Genomic DNA, 26,584 nt, shown 5'->3' with positions numbered 1-26,584 from the left:
CGGATTGTGTCCTCAAAATCCCATTTGACAAGCCCGAAAAGGCAATGGTATAATTATTAGAAAGTAAACATTTTAATTATATGTTAATTAGTTCTAATTTTCTGAAAACCATTTTTTATTGTACCAGTGACAACGTCCCGATGCAAGCGGAGGCGTTTTTTGTTGTTTTCTTCTTCATTATTACCCAATCACCAGGTCCTCAACTGACCTAGCTACTCCTGCCTACTTTCGTAATTCTTCAATTGTCTCTTTCCAGCGTGTAATTGCTCCAAGTTCATCCTTCAATTGAAAGGTTATTCCTGAAGTGATCTCCGCATATGGCGCGTAATCCACACGTACATGGAGCACTTGTGCTTCAAAACGATCTCTCGGATGAACAGCCCCCTTCATCTCAGGCAGCCGTTCTACTTCTATACGGATATGCAACAATCGATGTCCTTGAACCGCAATCAAGGTAGCCTTGCCTGTTTTGCTCATGTTCATACTGGTCTGTGTACCTTGCCATAGAGCCAGTCTAAGCTGATGCGGATTTATCGCAATCACTTCCCCCATACTGATCATGGCCTGATGCGGCCACTGATCCTCAGATACGGTCAGCAGTTGCATGGCTTCATGCTGTTTATGCTCCAGATTTGTCCCACTCAACCATTCCATTAGTTCAGCGTCCAATTCCTCTATAATCATGTCTCTATCCCTCAGTTCGTTAATATTCATTCATGCCCTTCAGTCCTATGTATGACAAAACAACCCGGACACGATGGTCCGGGCTATGATGTAACTACATTGTATATGATCGCCAAGCAGGTGTGCAATTCGCACTTAGAGGTTGTTCAAAAAGTCTAATTTTGATTACGAATCATGCCTAAGGCCACTTAAGCCAATTCAAAATTTTGTCCTGTGATTCTTTGTCTTCACTGGCGCTATGCACATGTTCGGCAAGTCGATTCAGACGTTCCAACTGATATCCATAATCATAAATGGCAGCTGCCACGATGGACAATCGTAACATCCCTTCCTTGTCGATATCAAACTGGGTGATCGCCTGCTCCATGAAACGGTCATTATCCAATACAAACTGTGCAGCCTCTTCCCCATTAGGTTTCAGCTTATCCTCGAACTTGAGCAGTGCATGCTCATGGAATTTGATAACCAGTTCAAGATGTGAGTCAAAAAACTGATCCATGGCCGTTGTCCGCGGTGCCTGGAAATAGTGGCGTTCCACCGAATCCAGCACCTCGTACCCTTTTTGCAAACTCAGCAGCATTTGTTTGTAGACCACCATCTGACGAGTTTCGCTGAACTTCGAACGTTTCATCTTTTTCTGTTCCTCTTCGAACAAGTTATACTTGTCGGAGAGAGACTTAATGGAACCGCCCAGGTTGCTTTTCTCCTCCCGGAATACAACTTCCTTGATCTCATCCGAGATCGAGGTTCGTAGAAGCAATGACATACCGCTGAATACACTATGGATCTGCTTCACGAACTGAACTTTCGGTTTCGGAGGAAATACCGTAATGTTGATGAGAAACGCCGATACAATACCAACCAGTGTCAACAGAAAACGATTGAGTGCAAAATGCCAGTCACCCGATGCTTCCATAATGGATACAACCGTGACCAGTGTAAGGCCAACCGTCTCACCCATATTCAATTTAAGACAGATCATGATGACAAGTACAATAATTAATCCAACGGCGATTGGCTCATTGGACAACACCATGCCCCCCACCAGGGCGACAATAGCTCCCAGCGTGGTCGTTTGCAATTGATCCAGGAAGTATTTCCAGGAACGATAGATGGAAGGCTGCATGGCGAATATAGCCGCGATTGCGGCAGGCACGGGAGATTGCGGGTTCAAGAACAGGCTGCTTAGGTACAAGGCAAGCGTGACCGCGATCCCCGTCTTAAGTACACGCGCACCAAACGACATGGTGGTGACCCCTCCTCTTTACCGAACCTGAAATTTTACATTTGATAATCATGTTCATTATTACCCCATATTTCTTTTTTTGCCTGAATTCATCCAGGAGAACGATTTATTGTACCATGTAAGGTCTTCCGTTGCCATGTCATAAGTCAGAGGTACTGTGAAATTAATTTCTTTATGTATGTTAATACACATTATTAACCCAAAAAGAAGCAAATCTTCAAAATGGATTTTCACCACTTTAAAGATTCGCCTCTGTTACTTATGATACCTCTGTGGAATGCTCATGCTTATTATGCCTGCCTAACGGTCCGTGCCCTCCCATTCCCTTTTGAACTGGTCCACAAACTGCACCATATAATCATGACGCTGTTCCGCCAGCTCCTTGCCATAGGAGGTATTCATCAGATCCTTGAGCTTGAACAACTTCTCGTAAAAGTGATTTATCGTTGTGCTGCGCCCATTGCGATATTCCTCACGGGTCATATGCTCCCGTGGGGGAAGGGACGGATCGTACATCTCGCGCCCTCTGGCACCTGAAAAGGCAAAGGTTCGCGCGATCCCAATCGCACCCAATGCATCCAGTCGATCCGCATCCTGAACAACCTGTGCTTCAAGCGAACTGACCGCAGGACGCTGGCCTCCCGCATATGAGATGGTACTAATAATACCCACAACCTTATTACGTATATCCGGGTCAAGAGACTGGGTATCCAGCCAGTCATTCAGTTTGGCCATCCCGGCTTCCAAGCTCTCATTCAGCTTCTCATCCGGTACATCATGTAATAATGCAGCCAGTTCGCAGACAAATGGATCTGCACCCATACGGTGAGCGAGTTCAACCGCAAGTGCGGTTACCCGTTCAATGTGCGGCCAGTCATGACCATCACTATGCTTGGATGAGTCCCCTTGAACAAAGGATCGGGCGGCGCGCAGAACAGCCTCTCCTGCCGTTATTCCATCTATATTACGCATGTGCCCTAATTCTTGCAGATTCCCACCAGGTTGAAGAGGGTTCTCTGACATCTTACGATTCCCCGCCTTCACGGGCCTGTTCACGAGGAATACGTCGAGCTACACCCGTCTTAATAGCTGCTTCAATTACGCGACTGCGCATCGATTTGACTACTTTATCATTGAACACACTCGGAATAATGTAATAACGTGTACGCTCTTCGTCCGTGATGGCCGAAGCAATCGCTTGCGCGGCTGCCAGCTTCATTTCTTCATTAATTTCGGTGGCTCGGCAATCCAAAACTGCCCTGAACATGCCCGGGAAACATAACACATTGTTAATCTGATTCGGATAATCGGATCGTCCTGTTGCCATTACAGCAACAATGTCTTCCACCAAGGCAGGCATAATCTCAGGCACCGGGTTTGCCATTGCAAACACGATTGGATCTTCTGCCATGGTCTCTACATCTTCGCGAGTTAACAGATTCCCGCGGGATAGGCCAATGAACACATCGGCTCCACGAATGACATCACGCAGCGAACCAGTCTCCAGTTCGGGATTAGTACGAGCTGCATAATCACTCCAGACTTCATTCTCATAGGTTTGTGTCCGTACAATTGCACCCTCACGATCGACACCTATAAGCCGGCTGGCTCCCGCGGACAATAATATATTGCTGCACGCTACACCTGCTGCACCGATGCCACAGACCACAATCTTCACATCTTCAATGGACTTGCCCACCAGTTTGAGCGCATTGATCAGACCAGCATATAACACAACCGCTGTGCCATGCTGGTCATCATGAAATACAGGAATGTCCAATTCCTCATTCAGACGACGTTCAATTTCGAAACAACGCGGTGACGAGATATCCTCCAGATTAATGCCGCCAAAACCAGGTGATATCGCTTTCACAGTACGTATGATTTCCTCGGTATCCTGTGTATCCAGGCAGATTGGGAAAGCATCCACACCAGCAAACTGTTTGAATAACATCGCTTTACCTTCCATGACAGGCATCGCTGCACGAGGCCCAATATTACCAAGCCCAAGCACTGCACTGCCATCAGATACGACGGCCACTGTATTCCGTTTAATTGTCAATGAGAAGGCTTTGCCGGGTTCTTCTGAAATGGCTGAACATACACGAGCCACATCCGGAGTGTACACACGTGACAGATCTTCCCGGTTTTGAATCGGGGTCTTTGGTGTTACTTCGATCTTACCGCCCAGATGAAGAAGGAACGTCCGATCCGATACATTAATAATGGACACACCTTTGAGCTGGCGCACCCCTTCTATAATTTTACTGTTATCTTGTGCATCTGTAACTGCGACCGTCAAGTCGCGCACGCTTACATCCTGATTGGTGGAAATCACGTCGATGGCAATGATGTCTCCCCCAGCTTCCGAGATGACCGAAGCCACTTCGCCAAACTTGATATCCTTAGTTGTCATTTCCAGTCGAATAATAATGCTGTTACCATCCAGATTTCTTTGATTCATTTCCATTCCTCCCAGACTGAAAGTCTTGAGTTACATGTTACGTGTTTGTCTTCGCTACGCGGACACGTTTATCCTTTATCTTGTCCAGAAAAAGTGGTTTAACAGCCAAATGCATAAATTAAAAAAGATGCCCTGAACACCAATGCAGGCGTTCAGGGCACTCTTTGTCTAATTACTAACTTCATTTATTTAGTAACATATAGAATCTACATTATTTCCGGGCAACCGGTCTGCGCAGAACACAAATGTCATATGGCTTCAAGCTGAGACTTGCTTCCACAGCATCACCACTGAGCAGATCGGTATAGGACTGTCCATCTAGTTCAATCAGCTTCTCATCTGGCGTGTAGTTCTGTACAAACACATAATCTGCTGTACCATCTGTACGCGTATGTGCCGTTGTTCCGGCAGGCAGCTCAGTTTCAAGTCCACGCTCAATGTTCAGGTCAGCGATTAGCTTCGCATAGAAATCATCATAGAATGGTGCTTTCAGACGTGTCGCTACGTAATATGCTTTTCCTGAACCCAACTGGTTAACCGTCAATGCCGGACGTCCGGCATAGAAGTCAGAACGGTACGTAGCCAGGGACTTCGCGCCTTCGAGATGAATCAGATCACACAGTTCAATTGCATCATACGCTGTATTGAGCTGAAGCTCATTGCCCTTCTCAGGGATAATTCCGTTCAGATCACGATCATGCAGTCCGTCAATTTCCTCGGACCAGATGCCAAGTGTCTTACGCAGCGGGCCTGGGAATCCACCCAGGAAACACAGATCGTTTTCGTTAACAATACCAGACCAGTAAGTTGCTACAAACGTACCACCTTGTTCTACAAACTTCTCAATACGTTCCCCGACACCTTCACGTACCAGATAGAGCATTGGAGCAATCAGCAACTTATACTTGGACAGATCTGCATCCATATCAATAACGTCTACAGCGACTCCCTTTTTCCAAAACGCTTCGTAATGCTCTTCCACCGTCTGCTCATACTTCACACCGATATTACGCGGACCCTGGGAATCATTAACGGCCCAGCGGTTTTCCCAATCAAATATGATTGCAACTTCTGCCGGAACCGCTGTTCCTACAATAGCTTCCATGCCTTCAAGAGCCGTTCCTACGTCGGTGACATCTTGGAACACTCGAGTATGTTCCGTTCCTACGTGGTCTACCACCGCACCATGAAGTTTCTCACTGGACCCCCGGCTTTTTCTCCACTGGAAGTACTGAACACTATCGGAGCCGTGTGCCACAGCCTGGAGAGAAGAGAGCAGATGCATGCCAGGTTTTTTCAGCTTGCTGACATCTTGCCAATTCGTCGAACTTGGAGTACTCTCCATCAGCAAGAACGGCTGACCGCCTTTGATTGAACGAACGATATCATGCATCATCGCGATACGTGATGCCTGTTTCGCGTCGTCATCTGCATCATGCCAAGTCGGATAACTGTCCCAAGAGAGGAAATCCAGAATATCAGCGAACTTCCAATAGTTCAAACCGCCATAGAATTCCATTAGGTTGGTTGTGACTGGCAGATCAGGATTCTGAGCTTTTAACGGTTTTGTTTCATGCACGATAAAATCAGCTGTCTGATCCGTAACGAAACGGCGCCAATCCAGATTCATTGCGTGTACCTGTGTCTCACCGTGTGGAGCCGGAGATTCCACTTGACTCCAGTCTGTAACCGTATGGCTCCAGAATGTGGTCCACCACGAATGATTCAGTTCATCGAGTGTTTTATACTTCTTCTGAACCCAACCACGGAACGCTTCCTGACAATAATCACAATGACAGTCTCCGCCGAACTCGTTCGAGATATGCCAGCCGATTACAGCCGGATGATCCGAATAACGTTCTGCCAGTTTTGTGTTGATCGCAGTAACCTTCTCACGGTATACCGGTGAAGTATAACAATGGTTGTGACGGAAACCATGCAGATTGCGGACACGCTTCTCGGATACGCGGAGCACTTCCGGGTACTTCGCGGACATCCAAGCAGGTCTGGCACCACTTGGTGTAGCGAGGAATGCATAGATACCGTTTGCTGCAAAACGATCCAAAACCTGATCCAGCCATTCAAACGTGTATACACCCTCTTCCGGCTCAAGGGACACCCACGAGAAGATACCAATGGACATCACGTTACACTTGGCAAGCTTCATTAAGCGAATATCTTCTTCCAGAACTTCAGGATAGCGGAGCCATTGCTCCGGGTTATAGTCTGCGCCATGCAACATGTGCGGGGCTTTGGAACTTACAGGTGGAAATTTGTATGTCATAAGGACAACTCCCTTGCTTTAATTACTGTTTTTTTAGTTTATATATGATAACGATAACAACGACTTCACAGACGATACATATTACGCTAGATTACACGTATGTCACGACATCTGATTCTTCAACAGTAGCAAGTGCTGTAAACGATTCCAACTTGCGACCTTTAAAATCAAACATAGTGAGGTTGCCCCAGTTATTCGGATGACCGACGGACCATTCTTCTTTACTTGGTATCCAGGCAGGTTCCCAATAATAGAATCCGTGCCCCAAACCACCAGGAACTTCGCGAATAATCTGCAATAGATCCTTCAGATATTTGGTCTGTCCCTCGACACTTGCAGGGTATCCTGGTAACAACATATCTTCCTGATTCAAAATCCATTCAATGCCTTCCGGCTGCTCCAGCGTCCAGGGATAAGCGGTTTCAACTACATTGATCGGTTTGCCATAACGCTCAGCCAGATCATGCAGATTGTCACGTAATGCGTCGAGTGTGCCATGCCACCAAGGGTAATACGAGAGACCAATGATATCAAACTCCACACCCAGTGCTTCAAAGCGATCGTAAAACTTGCGGCTCTCGGCGTTATCTCCACCACGATCAATATGTATCATAATCTGAATATCCGCGTCAACGGATTTGACCGCAGCAATTCCGTACTTCACAAGGCCTGCAAAACGCTCCCACTGTTCATCCGTATCATGCTCTTCTCCACCAACACGTCCCTCATTCCATAACATGCCTGGTGTAATCTCGTTGCCCACCTGCACCATGTCCGGAAGCGCATCGTGTTCCTTCAACGTTCTCAGAACGTCAGCCGTATACATGCATACCGCACGTTGAAGCTCTTCATAGGACAGATTCTCCCATGCTTTCGGCTTCCATTGATTGGCTGGATCAGCCCAGCGATCAGAATAATGGAAATCAAGCAAAAATTTCAAGCCCTGTTCCTTGATCCGTTTGGCTATCTCCACCGTCCGTTCCAGATTGCAGAATCCACCAACAGGATCATTCCAGATTCGAAGTCGTATCGCGTTAGCGTCATTAATCTTCAGGATGGACAGCAAGTCTTGTTCCTTGCCATCCACATCACTATAACTCCCGCCATGCTGTTCGATTTCATCCATAAAGGACACATCCATTCCCAGAATGAATGTCTTTTCCGTCAAGTTGCTCACTGTATCAACCTCCATTAATTTGGGGTACAGGCTCAGCCTTTAACTGAGCCCAACGTCATACCTTTGACAAAGAAACGTTGCAGGAAAGGATACACAATCAAGATTGGTGCACTTCCGATGAAGATCTGAGCTGCCCTTACCGTAGTTTGAGAGAGAGCTTCCATTTCTTTTGGATTCATGCTCATGCTACTCATATCACGTCCAATAATGACCGTTTGCATAAATGTAGCAAGTGGGTAATCCTTGGCGTTATTCATGTAGAGCAATCCATCAAACCAGGAATTCCAGTGGAACACCATACTGAACAATGCAATTGTTGCAATGGACGGCATCGAAATGGGAAGGAAGATCCTGAACAATGTTCTGAAATGGTTAGCTCCATCCATGAGTGCCGCTTCCTCCAGCTCTTTTGGAATACCACGGAAGAAGTTCAGCATCAGAATGACAAGGAATGTGTTAACTGCTCCTGGGAGTACCAGTACCCAGAAGGAATCCATCAACCCGATCTTCTGGATAACCATGTAGAACGGCACCAGTCCCCCGTTGAAAATCATACTGAATACAAAAATCCAGGAGTAGATCGTTCTGCCTTTGAATTCACTATTCTCTTTGGACAACGGATACGCCGCCAGGAACGTAATCAGCAAGGTAATAGCTGTACCGATCACTGTACGTAGAAGTGAAATCCAGAGCGAGTTCAAGAAAATTGGATTGTTCATCGTTTTTTTGTAAGCCTCAAGTGAAAATCCTACGGGCCAGAGATTGACCAGATTGGCATCGGCAGCAGCCTTTGTACTAAAGGATACTGCCAGTACATGAATCATTGGTACGATACACATAATGGCGACCAAAATCAGAAAGCAGGTATTGACTATATTAAACACGCGATAAGGCAATGATTTATGATACATCGTGGTCCCTTCTTTCTCTGTTCATTCGTTTAGAATATGCGATATCCAGCGTATTTTTTGGCTAAGCTGTACGATACAAGGATCAAGATCATACTAATAACCGATTTGAATAATCCGATCGCGGTTGCAAAGCCCATCTCACCATTCTGCATTGCGGAACGATATACGAATGTATCAATGATGTCACCCGTTTGATATACGAGCGGGTTATACAAGTTGAATATCTGGTCAAATCCGGCATTCAGTACGTTACCAAGCGCCAGTGTTCCTACAACCATCAACATCGGCACAAGCGAAGGGATTGTAATGTGCAGTGTCTGTTTCCAGCGTCCTGCTCCGTCAATCTCCGCTGCTTCGTACAACGCTGGATTAATTCCGGCAAGGGCAGCCAGAAAGACAATCATGTTATAGCCAAATTCTTTCCACACATCTGTCAGAATGACCGTAGATCGGAACCAACTGTTGTCTCCCAGGAAGAAATATGGCCCAAGTCCAAAGGTTCCCAGAACCCGGTTAACCAAGCCGCCTGTTGACAACAGATCTATCAAAATCCCGCCCAGAATGACCCAGGACAAGAAGTGAGGTAAATATACGAGTGTTTGAATCGTTCGCTGTACAGCCATCTTGCGAACCTCATTCAAAAGAATGGCAAAAACAAATGGAACAAATAAATTGAAAATCAGTTTAAGTACAGCAATAATTAATGTGTTCCAGATGACCTGTAAGCTGTCTTCACGTTCAAACAAATATCTAAAGTTGTCCAGCCCAACCCATTCAGAACCGCTAATCCCAAGCCATGGCTTGTAGTTCTGGAACGCCATAATGATTCCGCCCATAGGCACATAACTGAAGATAATCAGAAAGATAATGGCTGGCAACAGCATAACGTGGAATGGCCAAGTGCGTTTCAAAGTTCTCATGATTGCTCCCCCTGTATTTCTTCCTACTCAAGTACTCCCTGAGTGGCTTATAATGCGATTATATCAACCTTTTACGGGGTCCAAACAGCACATAAAAGCAATATAAATGGCACAAATTCAACCACTTTGCCTCAGCTTTAATAAACAAAAAAAGCGCCCAGACGTTAGTCGTCTGGGCGCTCCTTGTAATTATTTTTTCACACTGTCATACCATTCGTTAACCTCTTGCGTAATTTGGTCACCGCCACCGGATTTCCACGTTTGTACAAAGGTATCAAACGCATCAACCGGATTTTTGCCATAGATAATTTCGTTAAATGCTTGATTCTCGATTTTGTTCAAATAGTCAAGCTTGGATTTCATGGTCTTTGTTGTCGGACCTGTGAACATGTTCTTGAAGGAAATTTCTTCTTGGCTCAGCAACACTTTCGCTGCTGCTGGAGTCTCTTTACCGTAGTTGACAGCAACATCTTTTTCAAGCTTGGTTTCCGGCTCTTTGCCATTGGCCAAATTCATCAGAGCTTTCATCTGTGCATCTGGAATACGAGCACCGTCACGAACAAGCAAATAACGTACAACGTTCACGTATCCGCCTTCGATCTCGTCAATCGGCATTTGTTTCCCATCTGCATCCAATTGATAGTCATAGCCTGCAAACAGACCGTTGTCATACTGGCTACCCGGAGCCGGGTCAGCATAATTGTCGAACAGGTAGTTCTGATACGTAAAGAATGCTTCTGGGTGCGCCATATCTTTTTTGATCAACGTAACACCATTAACGAACTGTGTCCCGTGACGCATCGCTTTGCCTTCAGGACCAGACGGAATTTCAATTGGTTTCCACACGGCACTCGGTACATTTTTCACTGTATCGAGAAGTGGCCATCCACTCATCCAGTAAGGTCCTGGAATAATACCTGCAGTTCCTGCAACTGCTGGCTCTGCTGTTTTGTTCTCATCCCATAGAGCTGCTTCCTGCGGGATATATCCTTTTTTGAGCCATTCGCTCAATTTGGTCAGACCTTGCTTCATACCCGGATTGATGGAGCCATACTCCAGCTTGCCGTCTTCCCCCAGATTCCATTGGAACGGCAATGTTCCATATGCTCCGAAGATCCAAGATGGGTCTCCCATCCATGTATTCATGGAAGTTTTGAAACCAATGCTGAGCGGAGTGACTTTATCAGGAGCCAAGCCGTCAGGGTTATTGTTTTTGAATGCTTCCATAACAGCTTCTAGTTCGTCGATGGTTTTTGGCGCCTTCATGTTCAGCTTATCCAGCCAATCCTGACGAATCCAGAGCAAGTAATCATTGTTGTAGGCATAGTCCAGAACAGGGATACCCATTCTTTTTCCATCACGACTATACTGGTTCCATACGTTTGGATCTTGTTCAATTGCTTTTTTCCATGTGTCCGAAGCATATTTATCGAACAGTGGACCTACTTCTTGATACATTCCAGAATCAATCAGATCCTGAGCAAGCAGATTATCACCTACGTTTACAATATCAGGCATTTCCTGTCCTGATGACATCGCAAGACGAAGCTTGGTTGCAAATGCTCCATTTGTGTCTGTTACTGACCACAACGATTTGATTTCAATCCCGAATTGATCTTTGGCCCACTTGGTTGCCACGTTATTTTCCATGGATTCGCCATTTTTAAATTTCAGCTCTGGATCGATTCCCCATGCTGTAGTAATAGTAACTGCCGGATCATATTTCTCTTTGTATTCGTTTTGGGTTCCAGATGTACTTGGTGTTGCACTATCTCCGCCCCCACTGCCTCCTGAACATCCTGCAAGAACGACAGTTAGACTCAGCGTTGTAGCGAGAAGCGTCAAGAATCTCTTTTTCGTTGATTGCGCTCTCATGTTGTTCCCCCTTAAATCATTTTGGTTACCCTTTCATTATAGGCTGACCAGGCCTTTGAGCCTATGATACGAAATCAAGATTTCTGCACCTTTGCCAACCTATATTCTGGAATGTTGTTGAAATTATGCCTGATCCCGAAATTCATTTGGTGTCATACCATAATGTTTTTTGAACATTTTGCTGAAATATTGCGGATTTTGATAGCCAAGTTCACTCGTAATCTCGTATATTTTTTTATTACTATTCTTAAGCAGATACAGAGCACGCTCCATGCGCATACGAATCATGTAGTCCCCAAGACCTTCCCCTGTCTCTGCCTTGTAAATTTTCGATAGATATACGGGGTGTAAATATACCTTGTCCGCAATCATCTTCACTGACAGATCCTGTCCTGTATCTCTTGTCACCAGCTCCTGAACCTGCTTGATCACATGTCTGCGGCTCTGCACACCTTCCTGATCGGACAACTCTTCCTGAAGCTTCGCCAGCATCTCGGTAGCCCAACGCCGCAGCTTCTCGGGGGATTGAATCAACTGATGAGCAAGGAGCAGATCGAATCCCGCATGATCAATCTCATGCACCAGATGCCCCTGTTTATGGGCGATATACATAAATGCATTAGTTACCGACAGATACATCTCATACACATGTTCTCTGGACAATCGTACCTGTTCTGCCGCGTCAAAGACCGTGTTCAGCTTACGGGCTGCCGCTTCCCATTGCTTGGTCTCAAGCAATTGCGGAAGTACAGGCGGTTTGTACAGCTCTTCGAGCGCCTGCGTTGCATCATTCTCCGGTCTTTTGCTGAGTGCCTGATCCATGTCCATATATATAATCTTGTGTTCTTCCGGTCCTGAAAGGACAAGCGAACCCAGACTTTTTCGATAAGCTGCTGTCAACTCGTTAAAGGGAAATGACGGTGTAACTACCATGGACAGATCTCCCTGTAAATATCGAATGACATGCTCACGGAAAGTTTCAGCTGAGATTCTCAACGTCTCCAAGTCCATCTGCGGAGCTCCGATCTGATCTTGATTCTGCAAGAACATAACCAGACACTCATGGGGTCCGCGACCAAACCACACGTTAAATTGCTCTCCAAGTACTTCCTCTGCAATATTACCTACCGCAAAATCCATCAGATCCAGAGACTGCTGGTCCATCGATGAGAAGCGTCCTGTAAGACGAATCAGCATCATCACAGCCGATTGTTCCGGATCGATATGAATCTCATATTGTTGCAGTTGTTCCCGAAGTGCCCGCGCCGTGATCTCACGCCCCAGCAGCAGATCATGCATGAGATTTTCCCGCAAAATTTTATAGTCAGACTTCCGACTGTATAACAGCCGGTGATATTTATCGAATTCATCCCACTCATCGCGAAGAGACGTGATGGCTGCCGACACCGATCCCATAAACTCATCATCGTTTACGGGTTTCAGGATATAATCTGCTGCCTGCAATTGAATGGCTTTTTTAGCATAATCAAAATCACTGTGACCCGTTAGTAAAATACAGCGGATATGAGACCAGCGCTTGCTTACCTCTGCAATGAGATCCAGTCCGGACATGCCAGGCATGCGAATATCGGTAACTACGATGTCTACTGCATTTTCCTCCATAATCTCCAACGCTTCTTTACCAGATGCGGCACGCAGCACGGTCGTTACTCCAAGCTCTCCCCAGGGGATCGTAAGTTCCAGACTTTCTGTTACATATGTCTCATCATCTACCAGTAATATATCAATCAAGTGATTCACTCCCTATTTCGTTCATTCTGCAAATGGATTCCATCGCTACACATTCCAAGTGCTTATCCTTCATTCTCCAGAAGAAACTCCTGTTCGGCAGGCCATGACAGCGTAACGCGTAATCCACCAAGTTCCGATTCCGTTACATCCAGCCCTGCCTGCTCCCCATATCGAAGCTGGAGTCTCTGATTCACATTCCACAGGCCACATCCCATCTCCTGATCCATCGTTCCCCTGAGCTTATTCAGAAGCGCCTCACGTGCCTCCTGCGTCATGCCTTGCCCATCATCTTCAACGACAAGAACCATGACACCACCCTGTTTTTCCCCGGATACTCTTATTTCTCCGGCCTCCGCGTCCGCTTCGATACCGTGAATCACCGCATTCTCCACTAGTGGTTGCACGATGAGTGGCGGTACCTCCTGTCTTAACATTTCATCAGACAGATCAATCTTGTAATGAATGCGGTCCATACGCATCCGTTGGATCTCCAGATAACAGCTGACAAATTCAATCTCTTCTGTCAACGGTACCACGTCCCGCTCCTGTCTTGTTGTATACCGATAATATCGCGATAGATTATGCGACATCGCTACAACAGCGTCCATACGCTTGAGTTTCGCCATACTCGTAATGAAGGAGAAACAATTATAGAAAAAGTGCGGGTTAATCTGCGATTGCAGCTGCTTCAACCGAGCTTCACGTACATGAATCTGTTCCAGGTAAACGTGTTCAAATAACTGTTGGATCTGCTCCACCATCAAGTTGAAACGTTCGGACAGGAAACTGAATTCATTGCGGCCCTTTGGCTTAATCCTCACGGAATAATCCTCCTGCTTCAACCGCTGGAACCCTCGAATGAGTTGTTTCACTGGTACCTGCACCTGTACATAGAACAAATACGCCACACCAAAACTCATTAACAACAAACAAATCATGGAAGAATAGAACAGCATATTTGATTGATGAATGGGCTTCAGAATATCTGATAGCGGCATATAGTCCACTAAATACCAGCCTGTTGTACTGGATTTCACAGTGTTGACCATATATGGCTCGTTCCCGATCACTACTGTACGATTATCAACGTCCTGAAGTTTATGGATGGACAGTTCTTCCATCAACTGATTCGTTAATGAACGATCTGAAGTCCGGTTATAGATAACACCCGATTCTTCACGGAAATAGAAGGGGTCATGCCTGCCATCGTCCTTGAATTTGTCGAGCATATCCCGGATGTTGTCACTATCAAACTCCAGTTTAATAATCGTTTCTGCATTATTAGCCGGGTCTTTAATACCGTATGGAGATACCGTAATCCAGCTAAACATGAACCGATCATCTTCCCCATCCTGAATTTTGCGTACATCCCAGCCGGAAATGATATTTTCCCTTAGCGCTTCTTTATCGTAAGAACGTGCGTCCCTTTCGGAAACCACCCTGCCCAGCGAAGGAGAATACAGATATAATTTCGTGGCCCAATTGGATGAGCTTTCCTGAATACTCAGCTTATTCTGAATACGTTTGACCAGGTTGATCGCATCCAGATCAAAGTAGTTACTGTCCGCATAGATTCGCCGGAAGCTGCCAATATCAGGATCATGTATGAGCAGATTCGGCCATGAGGATAACAGTTCGATGTGTGTGTTCACTTGATTTTGGAAAAATTCAAGCTGGTTACTATTCGATCGATTCAACTCATCTCTGAGAACAGCTGTTGTTTTGTGATTGGAGTACCAGTACAAAAGCACTACAGGAATCAGCATAATCAGAATAAGAATGACCATTTTGGAAAACAGGTTTGTCCGATATGACATCTTTTCATCTCACCTTGTCTTAATTTGTCGTGACATTAATTGTAATGATGTAAGCGCTAAAGACAAACAATTTTTTTGAGACAAACCGATTCATTATCTAGCGTAAGCGTTACCAATTCAAGGGGAAAGGAGATAAAACCAATATTTCTGCACTAAATGCAACTTCCACGCACAAAAAGAGCCAGCGATTAGCCAGCTCTCTATCTAATTTCAGTATATATCTTTAATCGTTCTATTCAACTCAAACTTTATTCCACTTCTGTTTATGTAATTATTCTTTTTTTCTATGAAAATATCAACTATGGAATATCATAATCAAATACCGTATTCGCTCCATCCACGCCTACATCCAGCACAATATCCATAAGTTTCCCATTGACGAACAGAGGGGATTCCGCTTTCCCGTAAAACTCCAACTTACCTGTAAACGTTCCATGGCGTTCAATCTCAACATGTACGGGCCTTAATTGGACAGACTGCAAGGCTTCCAATAGGGGATCGTCCTTTAACTTATAACTGCGTGCGAGATCAGGCAATAACACGGCGGATACGGAATCTCTGCCGTAATTTTTGAGTGTCAGATCACAGGTTGCTCGGGTCTCACCCGTTTTCAGCACGTTAAAGGTACAAGAACTTGCATTCTGTACATAGGATACCGCATTAATGCCTGAAGCTCCCCACTTGGCTACATACATGAATTTATCCGTCATGTACGAATAACTGAGAACGATAGCGATAACTACGATCCATAACCCTTTTGCAAGAGCGGGGAATGATTTCCCGATTTCTTTGCGAGTAAGGTAAAATCCACACGCGAATATCCCCAATCCGAGGAAAAGTGTGATATGAACTCCACTCAAGTAAGATGTAGTATACGGTGATATACCTATTGCTGACAGCATGGTATCTCCAACAGAAAAACCAAGATGATGGTTACATGTAAAGATAATAGCAAATAGCAATAACGCCCCTGAGAACACAAGTCTGGTTCTCGACACACGAACACCCCCTAATCAACCACCTTATTATATCATATTTTTCCTATTTATGATTAACAATCCAAATCAAAAAAACAACAATAAAAAGAACGTCTTCGGTTGTTCACCGAAAACGTCCTCCATTTTCACCGCTGACAAGAGCTTGTAATAACACAGGTCTCTCTGTCATGGCTGACGATCATTTATTGCTTAGACAAGAATGCATCGAGTTGTTCCTGTTTGGCTGCAATAATTTTATCAATTCCCGCTGCTTTCAATTTCTCCAGATATTTCGGAATCATCTCATTTGGATCAACTGCGCCCGATGTCATACCCGGCTTGAACTGTTTGTTCACGTTGTTGACCGCAGCAATTTCATTTTTGACAGATTGGCTGTTGAATGTAAAGCCCAGTGCAGGCGACTTCACACCTTTGGCGTTAAACTCTTTGAACTTCTCCCATTTCTGTGGATCTTCATTATCCCAGAGGAAGTTCAGGAATTGGTTACCCAGTTGCCATTGTGCACCTGGATTGTAGGTACGACTGTTAGCATCTACGCCATCAGGGAGAGCAATGATATTATCCTGTCCGTCTTTTTTCACATAATGTGTACCTTCAATTCCGAAGTTCAACAAGTTGTTAATTTCCTTGTCGGAATGCAGCAGGTTAATGACCTGCATCGCTTTCTCCGGTTGCTCTGAAGAACGGGAGATTGCAAGCATCGCTCCAGACGCATCACCCGTCGTGATTGTCGGCTGTGTCATCTCAATCTGAGTCAGTGGGAAACCCACATACCCTTCTTCTTCTTTATCCTTGCCTGGCTTCATGCCATCCGTCCAGAGAAACGCTTTTCCAGCCTTCGCCTGGTCTTTCGGGAACACATTGGACGTAGCAGCATCACTGTTGATATATCCCGCTTGATACCACTTGCGAGCGAGTTCAGCCGCTTCTTTGAATTCCGGGGTCTCCACTTCATTCAGCACCGTTGTTCCGCCTGCTGTTTTGGAGATGACTCCAGGTACGGAAGCATCACCGAGATAATCCCAATCCAGATTCTCTAACAGCCCGTTACCGTTGGTATTGGACATATAGAATGGTGTGATGGCTGGCTCGTTTTCCTTGATTGTTTTGAGCAGAGGCTCCAGATCAGCCCAAGTTTTTACAGCTGTCAGGTCCAGCTTATACTTGTCAGCCAGATCTTTACGTACCAACACACCACGTGTGGCAGCGAGTTCCTTATTCGTAGGAACGCCGTAATTCACGCCGTCCACCTGGGAACCTTCCAGAAAGGCAGGGTCCAGGTTTTTCTTAATATCCTGACCATGTGCATCAAGCAGATCATTCAAGGGCAAGAATGCGCCTTTAGCTACATTCACCGTGTAGTTCTGCCAAGCTGCTGTGAAGATGATGTCTGATTTTTCACCTGAGGAAATCATGAGATTCAGCTTGTTATCCCACTGTCCCCAGTCAATTGCATTGATCTTAAGCGTGGCTCCGATCTTTGGTTCCATCTTTTTGTTAATCTCGGCTTCCACCAGAGCGACATCCTTCTGTGGTGTCCCTGGGTAGAACAGTGTCACTTCATAGGGTTTGCCCCCACCTTCACTTGCTCCTCCGCCTTCTGCGGAAGGTGTTGTTGTTCCACCCTTGTCTGATGAGCAAGCAGCCAGCACCAGGCTCAGCGCCATAACCGTTGCCATCATGCGTGACCATACCTTTAATGATCTAACCAATTGAACCCCTCCTGTCATGTGTTGAACCATACAACCGAATTCCCCAATTCACAAATAAACCGATAACTACTTCTGTATATGCCCTTTCAGTCCATCTTCATTTACCTTGCCCACTCCGCTAACCGGTTCAGAGTTATCCCTTCACAGCGCCAACCGTAAGACCTTTGATGAAATAACGCTGGAAGAACGGATATGCCAGTACAATTGGACCAATACCGACTACAGCCATCGCCATTTGCAGAGTTTTGTTAGGCAGATTCAGCAATCCACCCTGCGACGAAATCTGTGAAGAGACGTTGGAGTTGGTTGTTAAATATTGAATATCGAGCAGCGTCCGGTACATAAGGTACTGAAGGCTGATCGTCCGGTTATCTGATATAAAAATCATGCTAAGGTACCAGTCATTCCAGTAATTCAATGTACTGAACAACGCAACGGTTGCCATTACGGGAAGAGAGAGCGGAAGCACGATACGTGCAAACGTTCTCAATTCTCCCGCACCATCAATCCGAGCCGATTCCAGAATAGACACCGGAATGGAGTTCGCGAAGAATGTACGCATGACCAGTACAAAGAATGGGGATAGCAGTAGCGGCATAATGAGTGCCAGTAGGGAGTTTTTCAGATCCAATACGTTGACATAGACCAGGTACCAAGGTACCAGCCCCCCATTGAACAACATTGTGAAGAAGATGAAAAAGGCGAACCAGCCCCGGTAAGGCAGATCTCTCCGTGAGAGCGGATACGCATACAATGCGGTCAGTGCAACACTTGTAATGGTACCTACAACGGTAACGATAAAGGATATACCATACGAGTGAATGATCTGATCCATATCTCTGAACAGAAACTCATAAGCCGTCAGGCTGAATTTCTCTGGAATAAGCTTATATCCATTGGCAATTACTGTTGTCTCGTCCGAAAATGAGATGGCGAAGACAAGCAGGATCGGCACGATACAGGCAATGGCATAGAATAGAAACATCGCATGAATAACGGATGCGGAACGCTTCGATACGGCTAGTGGATCACGTGATTTCACAGCTGACTTGCCTCCTCTCAAAATAATGCATTATCTTTATCTATTCGCCTTACGATGGTATTGGATACAAGAACCAGCACAAATCCAACGATTGCTTGGTATAGACCGGCTGCTGATGACATCCCGATATCTCCACCGATAAGGAACGTACGATATACGTAGGTATCCAGTACATTCGTTACAGGGAACAGCGCTCCCGATTCCAATGGAACCTGATAGAACAGACTGAAGTCTGCATAGAATATACGGCCAATTTGCAATAACGTCATAATGACGATTAATGGGACGAGAAACGGAATGGTGATGAAGCGTATCTGATGCCATTTGGTTGCGCCATCGAGCACAGCTGCTTCATAATATTCTTCATCGATACCCACGACAGCTGCCAGATAAATGACGGCATAATATCCAATATTTTTCCATGTGTTCACGAGTGGCAAAATATACGGCCAATACTTCGGCTCTGAATACCAGTCGATCGGCTGACCGCCGAACATCTGCAGAACCGTTGAGTTCATGAAGCCTGAATCCTTGCCCAGGAAAGCCAGTACCAGATAACTGACCACAATCATGGACAAGAAATACGGTAATAACATAAGTGATTGATATAACTTGGACATTGCTTTGTTCTTCACTTCATTGAGCAGAATAGCAAGCCCGACACCTACTAAGAGATTTAGTGCAATAAACACCGTGTTATACGCGAGTGTATTTCGGGTAATTTCCCATGCATCACTGGTTGAGAACAAATATTTAAAATTGTCCCATCCACTCCATGGGCTACCCCAAATACCATCAGCATAGTTTACATTTTTGAATGCGATCAGAACGCCGAACATCGGCATATAGTTGTTCACCAGTAGAAACAGGACACCTGGCAAGAACATGAGATACAGCACCTTGAATTTGCCAAGATTGTGCCACACAGACTTGCGCTTTCGGACTGTTTCTCCCGGTATTTCCGATATCCGTACTCCCTTACCCGCCTGGGGTTGTGTCTTCATAACTTGTTCTCCCTCACTCCTCTTGAATTCTTCCTCAGGATGAAGCTCCGTTGCGGCTCCTGTGGTTCAAGTATACGGCGGGGGGAGTAAGACCTCTATCTGCTGTGGTGACCTGTTGACTTATCAAATTATGACTTTAGGACGTGTCTGAAAACTCCGAAGGAAGCAGATTTTCCCGAGTTTTCGTTCCAAGCAAGGAAGTTTTCCGCAGGCGTGCCGGGGCACGTCAAGGGAAAGTGACGCAGGAGGGGGCGAAAAGGCGGTAAAAGATGCACTTCAGCGAGTTTTGAGACACGTCCTAGTACCAAAAAAAACAAAAGACGCAGCATGCTGCGCCCTGAACTATACGGTACGTGACTGTTTTCGAAACTCCTGTGGCGTTATACCCGTGCACTTTTTGAACATTTTGGTGAAATGCGAGTAATTGTAGTACCCCACCTTGCCAGCGATATCCGTCACTTTGACGGTGGACTGGGACAACAATGTCTTCGCTTTGGCTACTCTGCCCTGCAGAATAAACTCAGACAGGGACATCCCCTTCTCTTTCCGAAACAGACGTGATAGATAAGCGGGATTGAATCCGGCAAAAGCTGCAAGCTCCTCTCGCATAAGTTCTTCACCAATATGAGTTTCAATATAAACGCACAACTGATCCACAATGGTCATGGGGCTATGATCGTCCGGGTACAATACCGGGATAACACGATCAATCAGATCAGCCGTCCACTGTTTCAACTGCGGCAACGACCTTGTCACCATACTCTCTTCCGGCTCCCGTTCACCCGGATACAGACTGCGTATTGACACGTTTTTCTGATGAAGCAGCGGATAGACCACATGCAGCATGGCATGATAGTAGAGATGCAGCATTTCAGGAGACAAACCCTCCTGTGCAGCAAGCAACTCAAAAATCTCATCCACACGTTCTCGCAAATCCCCTACTTTACCTGTCTCAAAAAGAATGGATAATTCCGAAAACCATGGAATAGGTAAAAAGCGATCTTCCTGATCTCTTCCCCGCTCATCATAGACAAATACTTCTTCAAGCTCCTTAATATTGCGCCGCTCCATATCCATCAGTTCATTTAACATGCCTTGCAGTTCAGTTACAGCAACCGGGGCACCAACATAACAGGACAACCGACAGTAGAAATACGTACCACATTCCTGAATATACCCCTGACAACGTTGTGCCACTTCGCTCGCACTCGGAATGATGCCATCTTGCTCATAAGCAAGCACAATATTTAAACCACTTTGATCCTGAAACACCTCACCGGGCTTGTCGCCAAGCAGCATCTCTTTGGCTGCATTACGAAGGGCATATTCCAATACCTCTTCGTCACGCAAATCAAAATCACGCACCCATTCCTCTACTGAGATCACAATGGGTAACACACGAGCCTGCGGATCAATCTCGGCACCATACAGTTCTGCGAGCTCTTGCAACCGTTGTTCGGTTAACGTGATACGCTGAGAGATGGCATCTTTCCAGAAGCGTTCCGTCAGCAGCGGTTTATGGGTTTTCCAGCGTTTGTATACGGTCTCATAAACTTCGTTGGTACGGGTACGCTGCTCCCCATCCTTGATCTTCTCCACCGCCTGGGTTACTACCTTAATCAATTGATCCACTGGAGCCGGCTTCAACACATAATCAAAGCTGTTTAGCTTAATGGCTGTCTGAGCATAATCGAATAAAGCATGCCCTGTCAGGAAAATGGTCATTATACCTGGATCATGTTTTAACACCCAACTTTGCAGGTCAAGCCCTGTTTCACCAGGCATCTCGATATCACAGATCATGATATCGATAGCATTAGCCTTTAAAATCTTTCTTGCCTCTTCTACATCACCAGCACTGTATACCTGGTCAATGCCTGCTGCTTGCCAATCGACTCCTTCCACCATTGCTTGTAATGCATACACTTCATCATCCACGATCAACAGGTTCCGCATAGGCTCCCCCTTCTTCCTCTTCGGTCTGAGCGGGTAAATCAATGATGACTTTGGCGCCATGATCCACCTCATTGCCAAACTGCAAACTGGCTTGATCACCATACTTTACTAAAAGCCGATGAGCCACGTTCCATATACCGATATGTTGTCCACTCGGATCTTCAGCGTATTGTCCATGTTGCAGACGCCCCAACAATTCCTCTTCAAATCCGACGCCGTTGTCCACAATCATCAGTTGAAGCACCCTCCCCTCGACCTGACCTGATGACTTCTCACCAAGGCGCGCCACAATTCGAATGACAAAGGCTTGCGTCCGGCGCTGAAATCCATGAATAATGGCATTCTCCACAAAAGGCTGAATGGTTAATGGCGGAATCACATAATGTCCCAGATTCGGCTCAACATCCAGTTCAAAATCGAATCTGCTTGGAAACCTCAGCTTTTGAATTTCTAAGTAATGACGAATGTGCTCGAGCTCTTCATCCAGACGAATAACACGTTTGCCTGCACGCAGACTGAATCGAAAATAATCGGCCAGATGACCAGCCATCTGCTGCACCAACTCATGTTTTTGCAAGGAAGCCAGGCTATGAATAATATTGAGTGAATTCAGGTAAAAGTGAGGATTGATCTGCATCTGCAGTTGTTTGAACTCTGCCTCCCGCGTCCGCAACTGTTCCTCATACACATCAATCTTCAGATGCCTGATCTCACTGGTCATTTGATTGAAACTTCGTGTCATAAATTCAAGCTCCGAAGAAGATGGCGGGTCCAGCTTCACATCGAGATCTCCACGGCTCACCCTTCTCATGCCTCGGATTAACGCATTCATCGGGCGGAATAACAGATGCCGCAAAAAGATCAGTGCAGTAACCAGAATTACTGCCGCGCCAATAGGAAGCAGACGAATGATCTGCTGGAAAAACGGGAGGTTACGCATCATGTCTTCCTCAGGCAGCAGCACGATATAATTCATCTCGGACATGGCCGAGGCAATACCCAACATCAAATATTGACGTGCTTCTCCCTTGTTCACAACTTCAGAGATCACCTGATACGGATTCTTCAGGCCGGGAAGATGCGCTGCAGCCAGCTGAATCTGTGCAGTATTTAATGTGGAATCCGATAGTGCCCCACCGTCTGTTCCAACAATGACTGCGCCTCCCCGATCTCCGGATTCAGTGAATTGTTGGGTATGATTCAGTGCATTCATATCAACAAGTGCACCTGCATAGAACTGCTGGTTGATTCGCACCGTTTTCACCAGCGCATTCCACGTCCCGCCACGCACGATGCTCCATTCCGGCTTCTGGATATCCCCTTCCAATTGCTGCATCTGGACTGGCATACTCTCCTGCACAACCGACTTTTTGACATCATAATTGCCTGAAGTCGCGAGCAGCAGATCATCATTCACGGCATCATATAGAAAAAAAGAATCGATTAGATTATAAAAACCGATATCTGTCATGAATTTGTTCATAATCCGTTGCTTTGCAATGATATAATCGCCGCTGCCGTATTTCAGAAAAAACAGAGAGATAATATCCGGGTCCCGCTCGCCCAGACTATATAAATACCGATTCGTCTCCTGTAACACACGTTCATTCTGCTCCACACTCTTGGCGAGATGATTCATATTGGTGAGGGATACTTTGTCACGTACAACTTTCATGGCGTAGACGTTGTTGTAATAAAGCAGCATGAATAATGGCAGCATGATCAATGTAAGACCCACTATAAATTTAAAACGAAGTGAACGGATAAAGCTCATGGATTATGGATTCCCGCCCTTTTAGAGGTAGTTCAAAAAGTCCGCTGTACTGAAACCAGACTTTTTGAACACACACTTTATTTCAACATTTTTTTCTATTTTCTTCCTTATGATGGCATGTTTATTGTAATCACCCCTGCTTGCCATTGTCTATGGGGTCCCGTGACCTTCACATATCAATTCTGGTGACTTCCATCCGCTCCAATTTCAAGAGTAACAAGCTTCATGTAGTAATAAATTCTCCAGTTGTAAAAAAAATCCTTCATTATTACTCAGAAGCTTCTCCCTAAAAATAAATGCTGCGGCAAGCCCCGGACTCCACGAACGCCCGATCTTGACATGCATACGATATATCACTCCTCGGGTTAGTCACCAGGATGTAGGGAGGCCTGTTCGATGAATATTCAACTCACTGCGTTACACTATGTCTATCTGGCATTTATCGTCTTGATCATCGCAGTTATGATCCGGCGCAGGGACACCACCATCATCTGTGTTGCGGGTATTATGACCATTGGACTTCTGGCAACCGAAACCTTAAGCGGGTCAGTTGCCGGGATCTTCAGCAGTTTTATCTATGCAACAAAAGAATTGCTGAGTACGATCTTTATCATCTCGATTATTGTGGCGATGAGCCGTGTTCTAATCAGAACCGGCATTAATGAGGTCATGGTAACACCTGTCACCCGGTTTATCCGTTCTCCTCAGGTAGCGTATTGGGGTATTGGATTGATTATGATGGTAGTATCGCTATTTTTCTGGCCATCCCCGGCCGTAGCACTCGTTGGTGCAGTACTGCTTCCTGTAGCCGTGCGTGTAGGTCTTCCTCCGATTGGAGCTGCTATTGCCATGAACCTGTTTGGACATGGGATTGCACTGTCGGGAGATTACATTATTCAGGGGGCTCCCAAACTTACAGCCGATGCGGCGGGTATACCAGTCACTTCCGTCATGACGGCCAGCATTCCTTTGGTCATTGTCATGGGCACCGTATCTACACTTACAGCCTTCTGGATGCTGCGCAAAGAGATGAAATCAGGTTCACCTGTTCATTCCCCAAACGTTACATCAGGTACCGTGAGCACGGAACCTTCTTCTTCATCAGAGGCTGTGTCCACCTCCCTACCCACTGATCAGCCTGTTGAACGTCAAGCCATGTCACTCCGTTTGCAAAAAGCATTCGCTCTGCTTATCCCTCTGTTATTTGCAGTTGATGTGATTCTGATGTTTGTATTGAAATTGCAAGGCGGCGACGCAACAGCTCTGATTGGCGGAACCGCTGTGGTTATACTGATCGCCGTTACCCTTGCCGCACACCGACATGCGGGACCAGAGGAAACGACCAATTATTTAATAGAAGGATTTCAGTTTGGTTTCAAGGTGTTTGGACCGGTTATTCCCATAGCCGCATTTTTTTATCTGGGAGATGCTGCGATTACGGAGTTGTTCATCAACCCTCTTCCTGAAGGTTCACACGGGATTGTGAATGATCTCGGGGTCGCACTTGCTGGACTGGTACCATTGAATGATACGGTGGGCGCCATTACAATGACTGTGACCGGAGCAGTGACCGGAATGGATGGTTCGGGGTTCTCGGGGATATCCCTGGTTGGCTCGATTGCGTCCATGTTTGCAGGTTCAGCAGATTCCGCACCTGTACTGACAGCATTAGGTCAGGTTGCAGCCATATGGGTAGGTGGCGGAACCTTGATTCCATGGGCATTGATTCCTGCTGCTGCAATCTGCGGAGTCAATCCTTTTGAACTGGCAAGACGCAACCTGAAACCTGTACTGCTGGGACTCACGGTAACAACAATTGTAGCCATCTTTCTGATCTGACCAAAGGTTATTTACACTGACACTACGATGACAGAAGCACCTTCCAATCGCTGTTATTCCCAGATTTTTTTGATCCCCTTTCTCAAGGGGAAATCCGGTAATAAAGGCGACCGCTTCGCTTTTTCAGGTTTTTTCTGTCCTCTCCGTTATCGTGTAAATGATTAGTTCATCTCAAATAGACATTTTAAAAAGACGTGCGCGAACGCGCCCAGTTCCAGAGATCTTCACGTTTCATCTCTGCCAGATGCAGCATGTCCACATATGGATCTCCCTGTAGTCCAAGTACAGAAGCAAATGCAGGCTCCGTCTTCCACCCTGCCTGTTTCAGTCTGCGGATCTCACGGTGTCCCGCGTCTCCCCATAGTTGCAACAATCTCCACTCTACGATCATATGTAGGTATGCATTCTGCCTGTAAACTGGAACGGATTGGGCAAAAATCTCCACAGGCCAATGTCCCACTTGCAAATTACAAGTCACATAAGGACGTTGGTCTGGAAGATCCCCACCACGTACACATTGAAGCTCAGCAACGGCTCCAATTCGACTGCGTATCTCGGCTTCAAACACATCCAGATCCTCTGCATAACACAGCAGATCCAGATCACTGCCCGGTATATCAATATCAATTGGTACCGTTCCTGCTGGATACGGGTGATAGTCAGCTAATATTTCGAGCAATCCACTACTCTGTAACACATAATAGGCGTCCTGCTGACGTGTATTACCGGAAGCCAGATGTGCCATTACTTCTGCGGTAGTACTCATCTCCCCGCCTTGGGCCACAGTTAGTTCGAGCCTCCTGTAATGACCTGTTTTACACGTCCCACTTGACCACTCGTCAGTCGTACTTTGATTCCGTGTGGATGCGTAGGTGACTTGGTTAACAGATCCTTCACAATGCCTCGTGTCAGCTTACCTGTAGCTTGATCCTGCTTCAGCACAATGTCCACTTCCAGACCTGGCTTAATATTTACACGTTGTTGTCCATTCATTATGTTCACTCTCCTCTATGTCGTAATTCATATCTTGTATACTATATAACCCTTAAACACAAAGCTCCATCTATTGTAGACGTTTTGGTTTCAAAACAAAAGGGACACGGCAATAACCTCCTAAGGCTGGTTCCAT

20 protein-coding genes are annotated in these 26,584 nt (G+C 45.9%); 1 reads left to right on the top strand and 19 read right to left on the bottom strand.

What is annotated here, in order from left to right; all coding sequences use genetic code 11:
- Nucleotides 1–222 precede the first annotated feature (222 nt).
- The 17 genes from MHH25_RS10875 to MHH25_RS10795 form a co-directional block, all read right to left on the bottom strand.
- On the bottom strand, nucleotides 223–714 hold the full coding sequence (locus MHH25_RS10875; protein ID WP_083669768.1) for a hypothetical protein: 492 nt from the start codon (nucleotides 712–714) through the stop codon (nucleotides 223–225).
- Between the two features lie 148 nt (nucleotides 715–862).
- Nucleotides 863–1,930, bottom strand: a complete 1,068-nt coding sequence (locus MHH25_RS10870) for an aromatic acid exporter family protein (RefSeq protein WP_017689291.1) — start codon at nucleotides 1,928–1,930, stop codon at nucleotides 863–865.
- 300 nt (nucleotides 1,931–2,230) lie between these two features.
- The gene (locus MHH25_RS10865; protein ID WP_340019974.1) at nucleotides 2,231–2,953 is read right to left on the bottom strand and encodes an HD domain-containing protein; all 723 of its coding nucleotides are present in this window, start codon (nucleotides 2,951–2,953) and stop codon (nucleotides 2,231–2,233) included.
- Between the two features lies 1 nt (nucleotide 2,954).
- Nucleotides 2,955–4,394 (bottom strand): NAD-dependent malic enzyme, encoded by a 1,440-nt coding sequence (locus MHH25_RS10860; RefSeq protein ID WP_340019973.1) that lies wholly within the window; start codon nucleotides 4,392–4,394, stop codon nucleotides 2,955–2,957.
- A gap of 211 nt (nucleotides 4,395–4,605) precedes the next feature.
- Entirely contained in the window at nucleotides 4,606–6,678 is a 2,073-nt protein-coding gene (locus tag MHH25_RS10855) for a beta-galactosidase (RefSeq protein WP_340019972.1), read from the bottom strand.
- A 91-nt stretch (nucleotides 6,679–6,769) separates the two neighbouring features.
- Nucleotides 6,770–7,855 carry an arabinogalactan endo-1,4-beta-galactosidase gene (locus MHH25_RS10850; protein WP_083656916.1) on the bottom strand — a complete coding sequence of 362 codons (1,086 nt, stop codon included), beginning with the start codon at nucleotides 7,853–7,855 and terminating at the stop codon, nucleotides 6,770–6,772.
- A gap of 32 nt (nucleotides 7,856–7,887) precedes the next feature.
- Entirely contained in the window at nucleotides 7,888–8,766 is an 879-nt protein-coding gene (locus tag MHH25_RS10845) for a carbohydrate ABC transporter permease (RefSeq protein WP_036670224.1), read from the bottom strand.
- Nucleotides 8,767–8,795: 29 nt separating this feature from the next.
- Nucleotides 8,796–9,686, bottom strand: coding sequence for an ABC transporter permease subunit (locus tag MHH25_RS10840; RefSeq protein WP_017689297.1), 891 nt, complete (start codon nucleotides 9,684–9,686; stop codon nucleotides 8,796–8,798).
- Nucleotides 9,687–9,875: 189 nt separating this feature from the next.
- The gene (locus MHH25_RS10835) at nucleotides 9,876–11,561 is read right to left on the bottom strand and encodes an extracellular solute-binding protein (RefSeq protein ID WP_253507358.1); all 1,686 of its coding nucleotides are present in this window, start codon (nucleotides 11,559–11,561) and stop codon (nucleotides 9,876–9,878) included.
- Between the two features lie 123 nt (nucleotides 11,562–11,684).
- Entirely contained in the window at nucleotides 11,685–13,313 is a 1,629-nt protein-coding gene (locus tag MHH25_RS10830) for a response regulator (RefSeq protein ID WP_036670221.1), read from the bottom strand.
- A 62-nt stretch (nucleotides 13,314–13,375) separates the two neighbouring features.
- Nucleotides 13,376–15,130 (bottom strand): sensor histidine kinase, encoded by a 1,755-nt coding sequence (locus tag MHH25_RS10825; RefSeq protein ID WP_036609555.1) that lies wholly within the window; start codon nucleotides 15,128–15,130, stop codon nucleotides 13,376–13,378.
- Between the two features lie 299 nt (nucleotides 15,131–15,429).
- Nucleotides 15,430–16,128, bottom strand: a complete 699-nt coding sequence (locus MHH25_RS10820) for a hypothetical protein (protein ID WP_076318457.1) — start codon at nucleotides 16,126–16,128, stop codon at nucleotides 15,430–15,432.
- Between the two features lie 182 nt (nucleotides 16,129–16,310).
- Complete coding sequence (locus MHH25_RS10815) at nucleotides 16,311–17,840, bottom strand: ABC transporter substrate-binding protein (protein WP_340019971.1); 1,530 nt, start codon at nucleotides 17,838–17,840, stop codon at nucleotides 16,311–16,313.
- Nucleotides 17,841–17,973: 133 nt separating this feature from the next.
- Nucleotides 17,974–18,882 (bottom strand): carbohydrate ABC transporter permease, encoded by a 909-nt coding sequence (locus MHH25_RS10810; RefSeq protein WP_017689303.1) that lies wholly within the window; start codon nucleotides 18,880–18,882, stop codon nucleotides 17,974–17,976.
- Nucleotides 18,883–18,899: 17 nt separating this feature from the next.
- Nucleotides 18,900–19,886, bottom strand: a complete 987-nt coding sequence (locus MHH25_RS10805; protein ID WP_036670214.1) for an ABC transporter permease subunit — start codon at nucleotides 19,884–19,886, stop codon at nucleotides 18,900–18,902.
- Nucleotides 19,887–20,228: 342 nt separating this feature from the next.
- Nucleotides 20,229–21,842 (bottom strand): helix-turn-helix domain-containing protein, encoded by a 1,614-nt coding sequence (locus tag MHH25_RS10800; RefSeq protein ID WP_340019970.1) that lies wholly within the window; start codon nucleotides 21,840–21,842, stop codon nucleotides 20,229–20,231.
- Nucleotides 21,817–23,616, bottom strand: coding sequence for a sensor histidine kinase (locus tag MHH25_RS10795; RefSeq protein WP_340019969.1), 1,800 nt, complete (start codon nucleotides 23,614–23,616; stop codon nucleotides 21,817–21,819). Before MHH25_RS10795 ends, MHH25_RS10800 begins: the two co-directional genes overlap by 26 nt.
- Nucleotides 23,617–24,012: 396 nt before the next feature.
- On the opposite strand from MHH25_RS10795, the gene MHH25_RS10790 reads away from it, so the two are divergent.
- Nucleotides 24,013–25,455, top strand: a complete 1,443-nt coding sequence (locus MHH25_RS10790) for a hypothetical protein (RefSeq protein ID WP_076249871.1) — start codon at nucleotides 24,013–24,015, stop codon at nucleotides 25,453–25,455.
- A gap of 184 nt (nucleotides 25,456–25,639) precedes the next feature.
- Here the strand turns inward: MHH25_RS10790 and MHH25_RS10785 are convergent, their stop codons facing one another.
- Nucleotides 25,640–26,221, bottom strand: a complete 582-nt coding sequence (locus MHH25_RS10785) for a DUF4269 domain-containing protein (RefSeq protein ID WP_340019968.1) — start codon at nucleotides 26,219–26,221, stop codon at nucleotides 25,640–25,642.
- A gap of 20 nt (nucleotides 26,222–26,241) precedes the next feature.
- Nucleotides 26,242–26,448: a YwbE family protein gene (locus MHH25_RS10780; RefSeq protein WP_026081155.1), complete on the bottom strand. Its 207-nt coding sequence runs from the start codon at nucleotides 26,446–26,448 to the stop codon at nucleotides 26,242–26,244.
- Between the last annotated feature and the right edge of the window lie 136 nt (nucleotides 26,449–26,584).

Source organism: Paenibacillus sp. FSL H3-0457 (assembly GCF_037981725.1).
In the GTDB taxonomy this organism is placed as follows: Bacteria; Bacillota; Bacilli; order Paenibacillales; family Paenibacillaceae; genus Paenibacillus; species Paenibacillus amylolyticus.
The sequence above is the reverse complement of the archived record's forward strand: the minus strand, read 5'-3'. Positions and strand labels throughout refer to the sequence as shown.

Coding starts and splice junctions, on each gene's coding strand:
- MHH25_RS10875 (WP_083669768.1), bottom strand. CDS start 714: ATGAATATTAACGAACTGAGGGATAGAGACATGATTATAGAGGAATTG.
- MHH25_RS10870 (WP_017689291.1), bottom strand. CDS start 1,930: ATGTCGTTTGGTGCGCGTGTACTTAAGACGGGGATCGCGGTCACGCTT.
- MHH25_RS10865 (WP_340019974.1), bottom strand. CDS start 2,953: ATGTCAGAGAACCCTCTTCAACCTGGTGGGAATCTGCAAGAATTAGGG.
- MHH25_RS10860 (WP_340019973.1), bottom strand. CDS start 4,394: ATGAATCAAAGAAATCTGGATGGTAACAGCATTATTATTCGACTGGAA.
- MHH25_RS10855 (WP_340019972.1), bottom strand. CDS start 6,678: ATGACATACAAATTTCCACCTGTAAGTTCCAAAGCCCCGCACATGTTG.
- MHH25_RS10845 (WP_036670224.1), bottom strand. CDS start 8,766: ATGTATCATAAATCATTGCCTTATCGCGTGTTTAATATAGTCAATACC.
- MHH25_RS10840 (WP_017689297.1), bottom strand. CDS start 9,686: ATGAGAACTTTGAAACGCACTTGGCCATTCCACGTTATGCTGTTGCCA.
- MHH25_RS10835 (WP_253507358.1), bottom strand. CDS start 11,561: ATGAGAGCGCAATCAACGAAAAAGAGATTCTTGACGCTTCTCGCTACA.
- MHH25_RS10825 (WP_036609555.1), bottom strand. CDS start 15,130: ATGTCATATCGGACAAACCTGTTTTCCAAAATGGTCATTCTTATTCTG.
- MHH25_RS10805 (WP_036670214.1), bottom strand. CDS start 19,886: ATGAAGACACAACCCCAGGCGGGTAAGGGAGTACGGATATCGGAAATA.
- MHH25_RS10800 (WP_340019970.1), bottom strand. CDS start 21,842: ATGCGGAACCTGTTGATCGTGGATGATGAAGTGTATGCATTACAAGCA.
- MHH25_RS10795 (WP_340019969.1), bottom strand. CDS start 23,616: ATGAGCTTTATCCGTTCACTTCGTTTTAAATTTATAGTGGGTCTTACA.
- MHH25_RS10790 (WP_076249871.1), top strand. CDS start 24,013: ATGAATATTCAACTCACTGCGTTACACTATGTCTATCTGGCATTTATC.
- MHH25_RS10785 (WP_340019968.1), bottom strand. CDS start 26,221: ATGAGTACTACCGCAGAAGTAATGGCACATCTGGCTTCCGGTAATACA.
- MHH25_RS10780 (WP_026081155.1), bottom strand. CDS start 26,448: ATGAATGGACAACAACGTGTAAATATTAAGCCAGGTCTGGAAGTGGAC.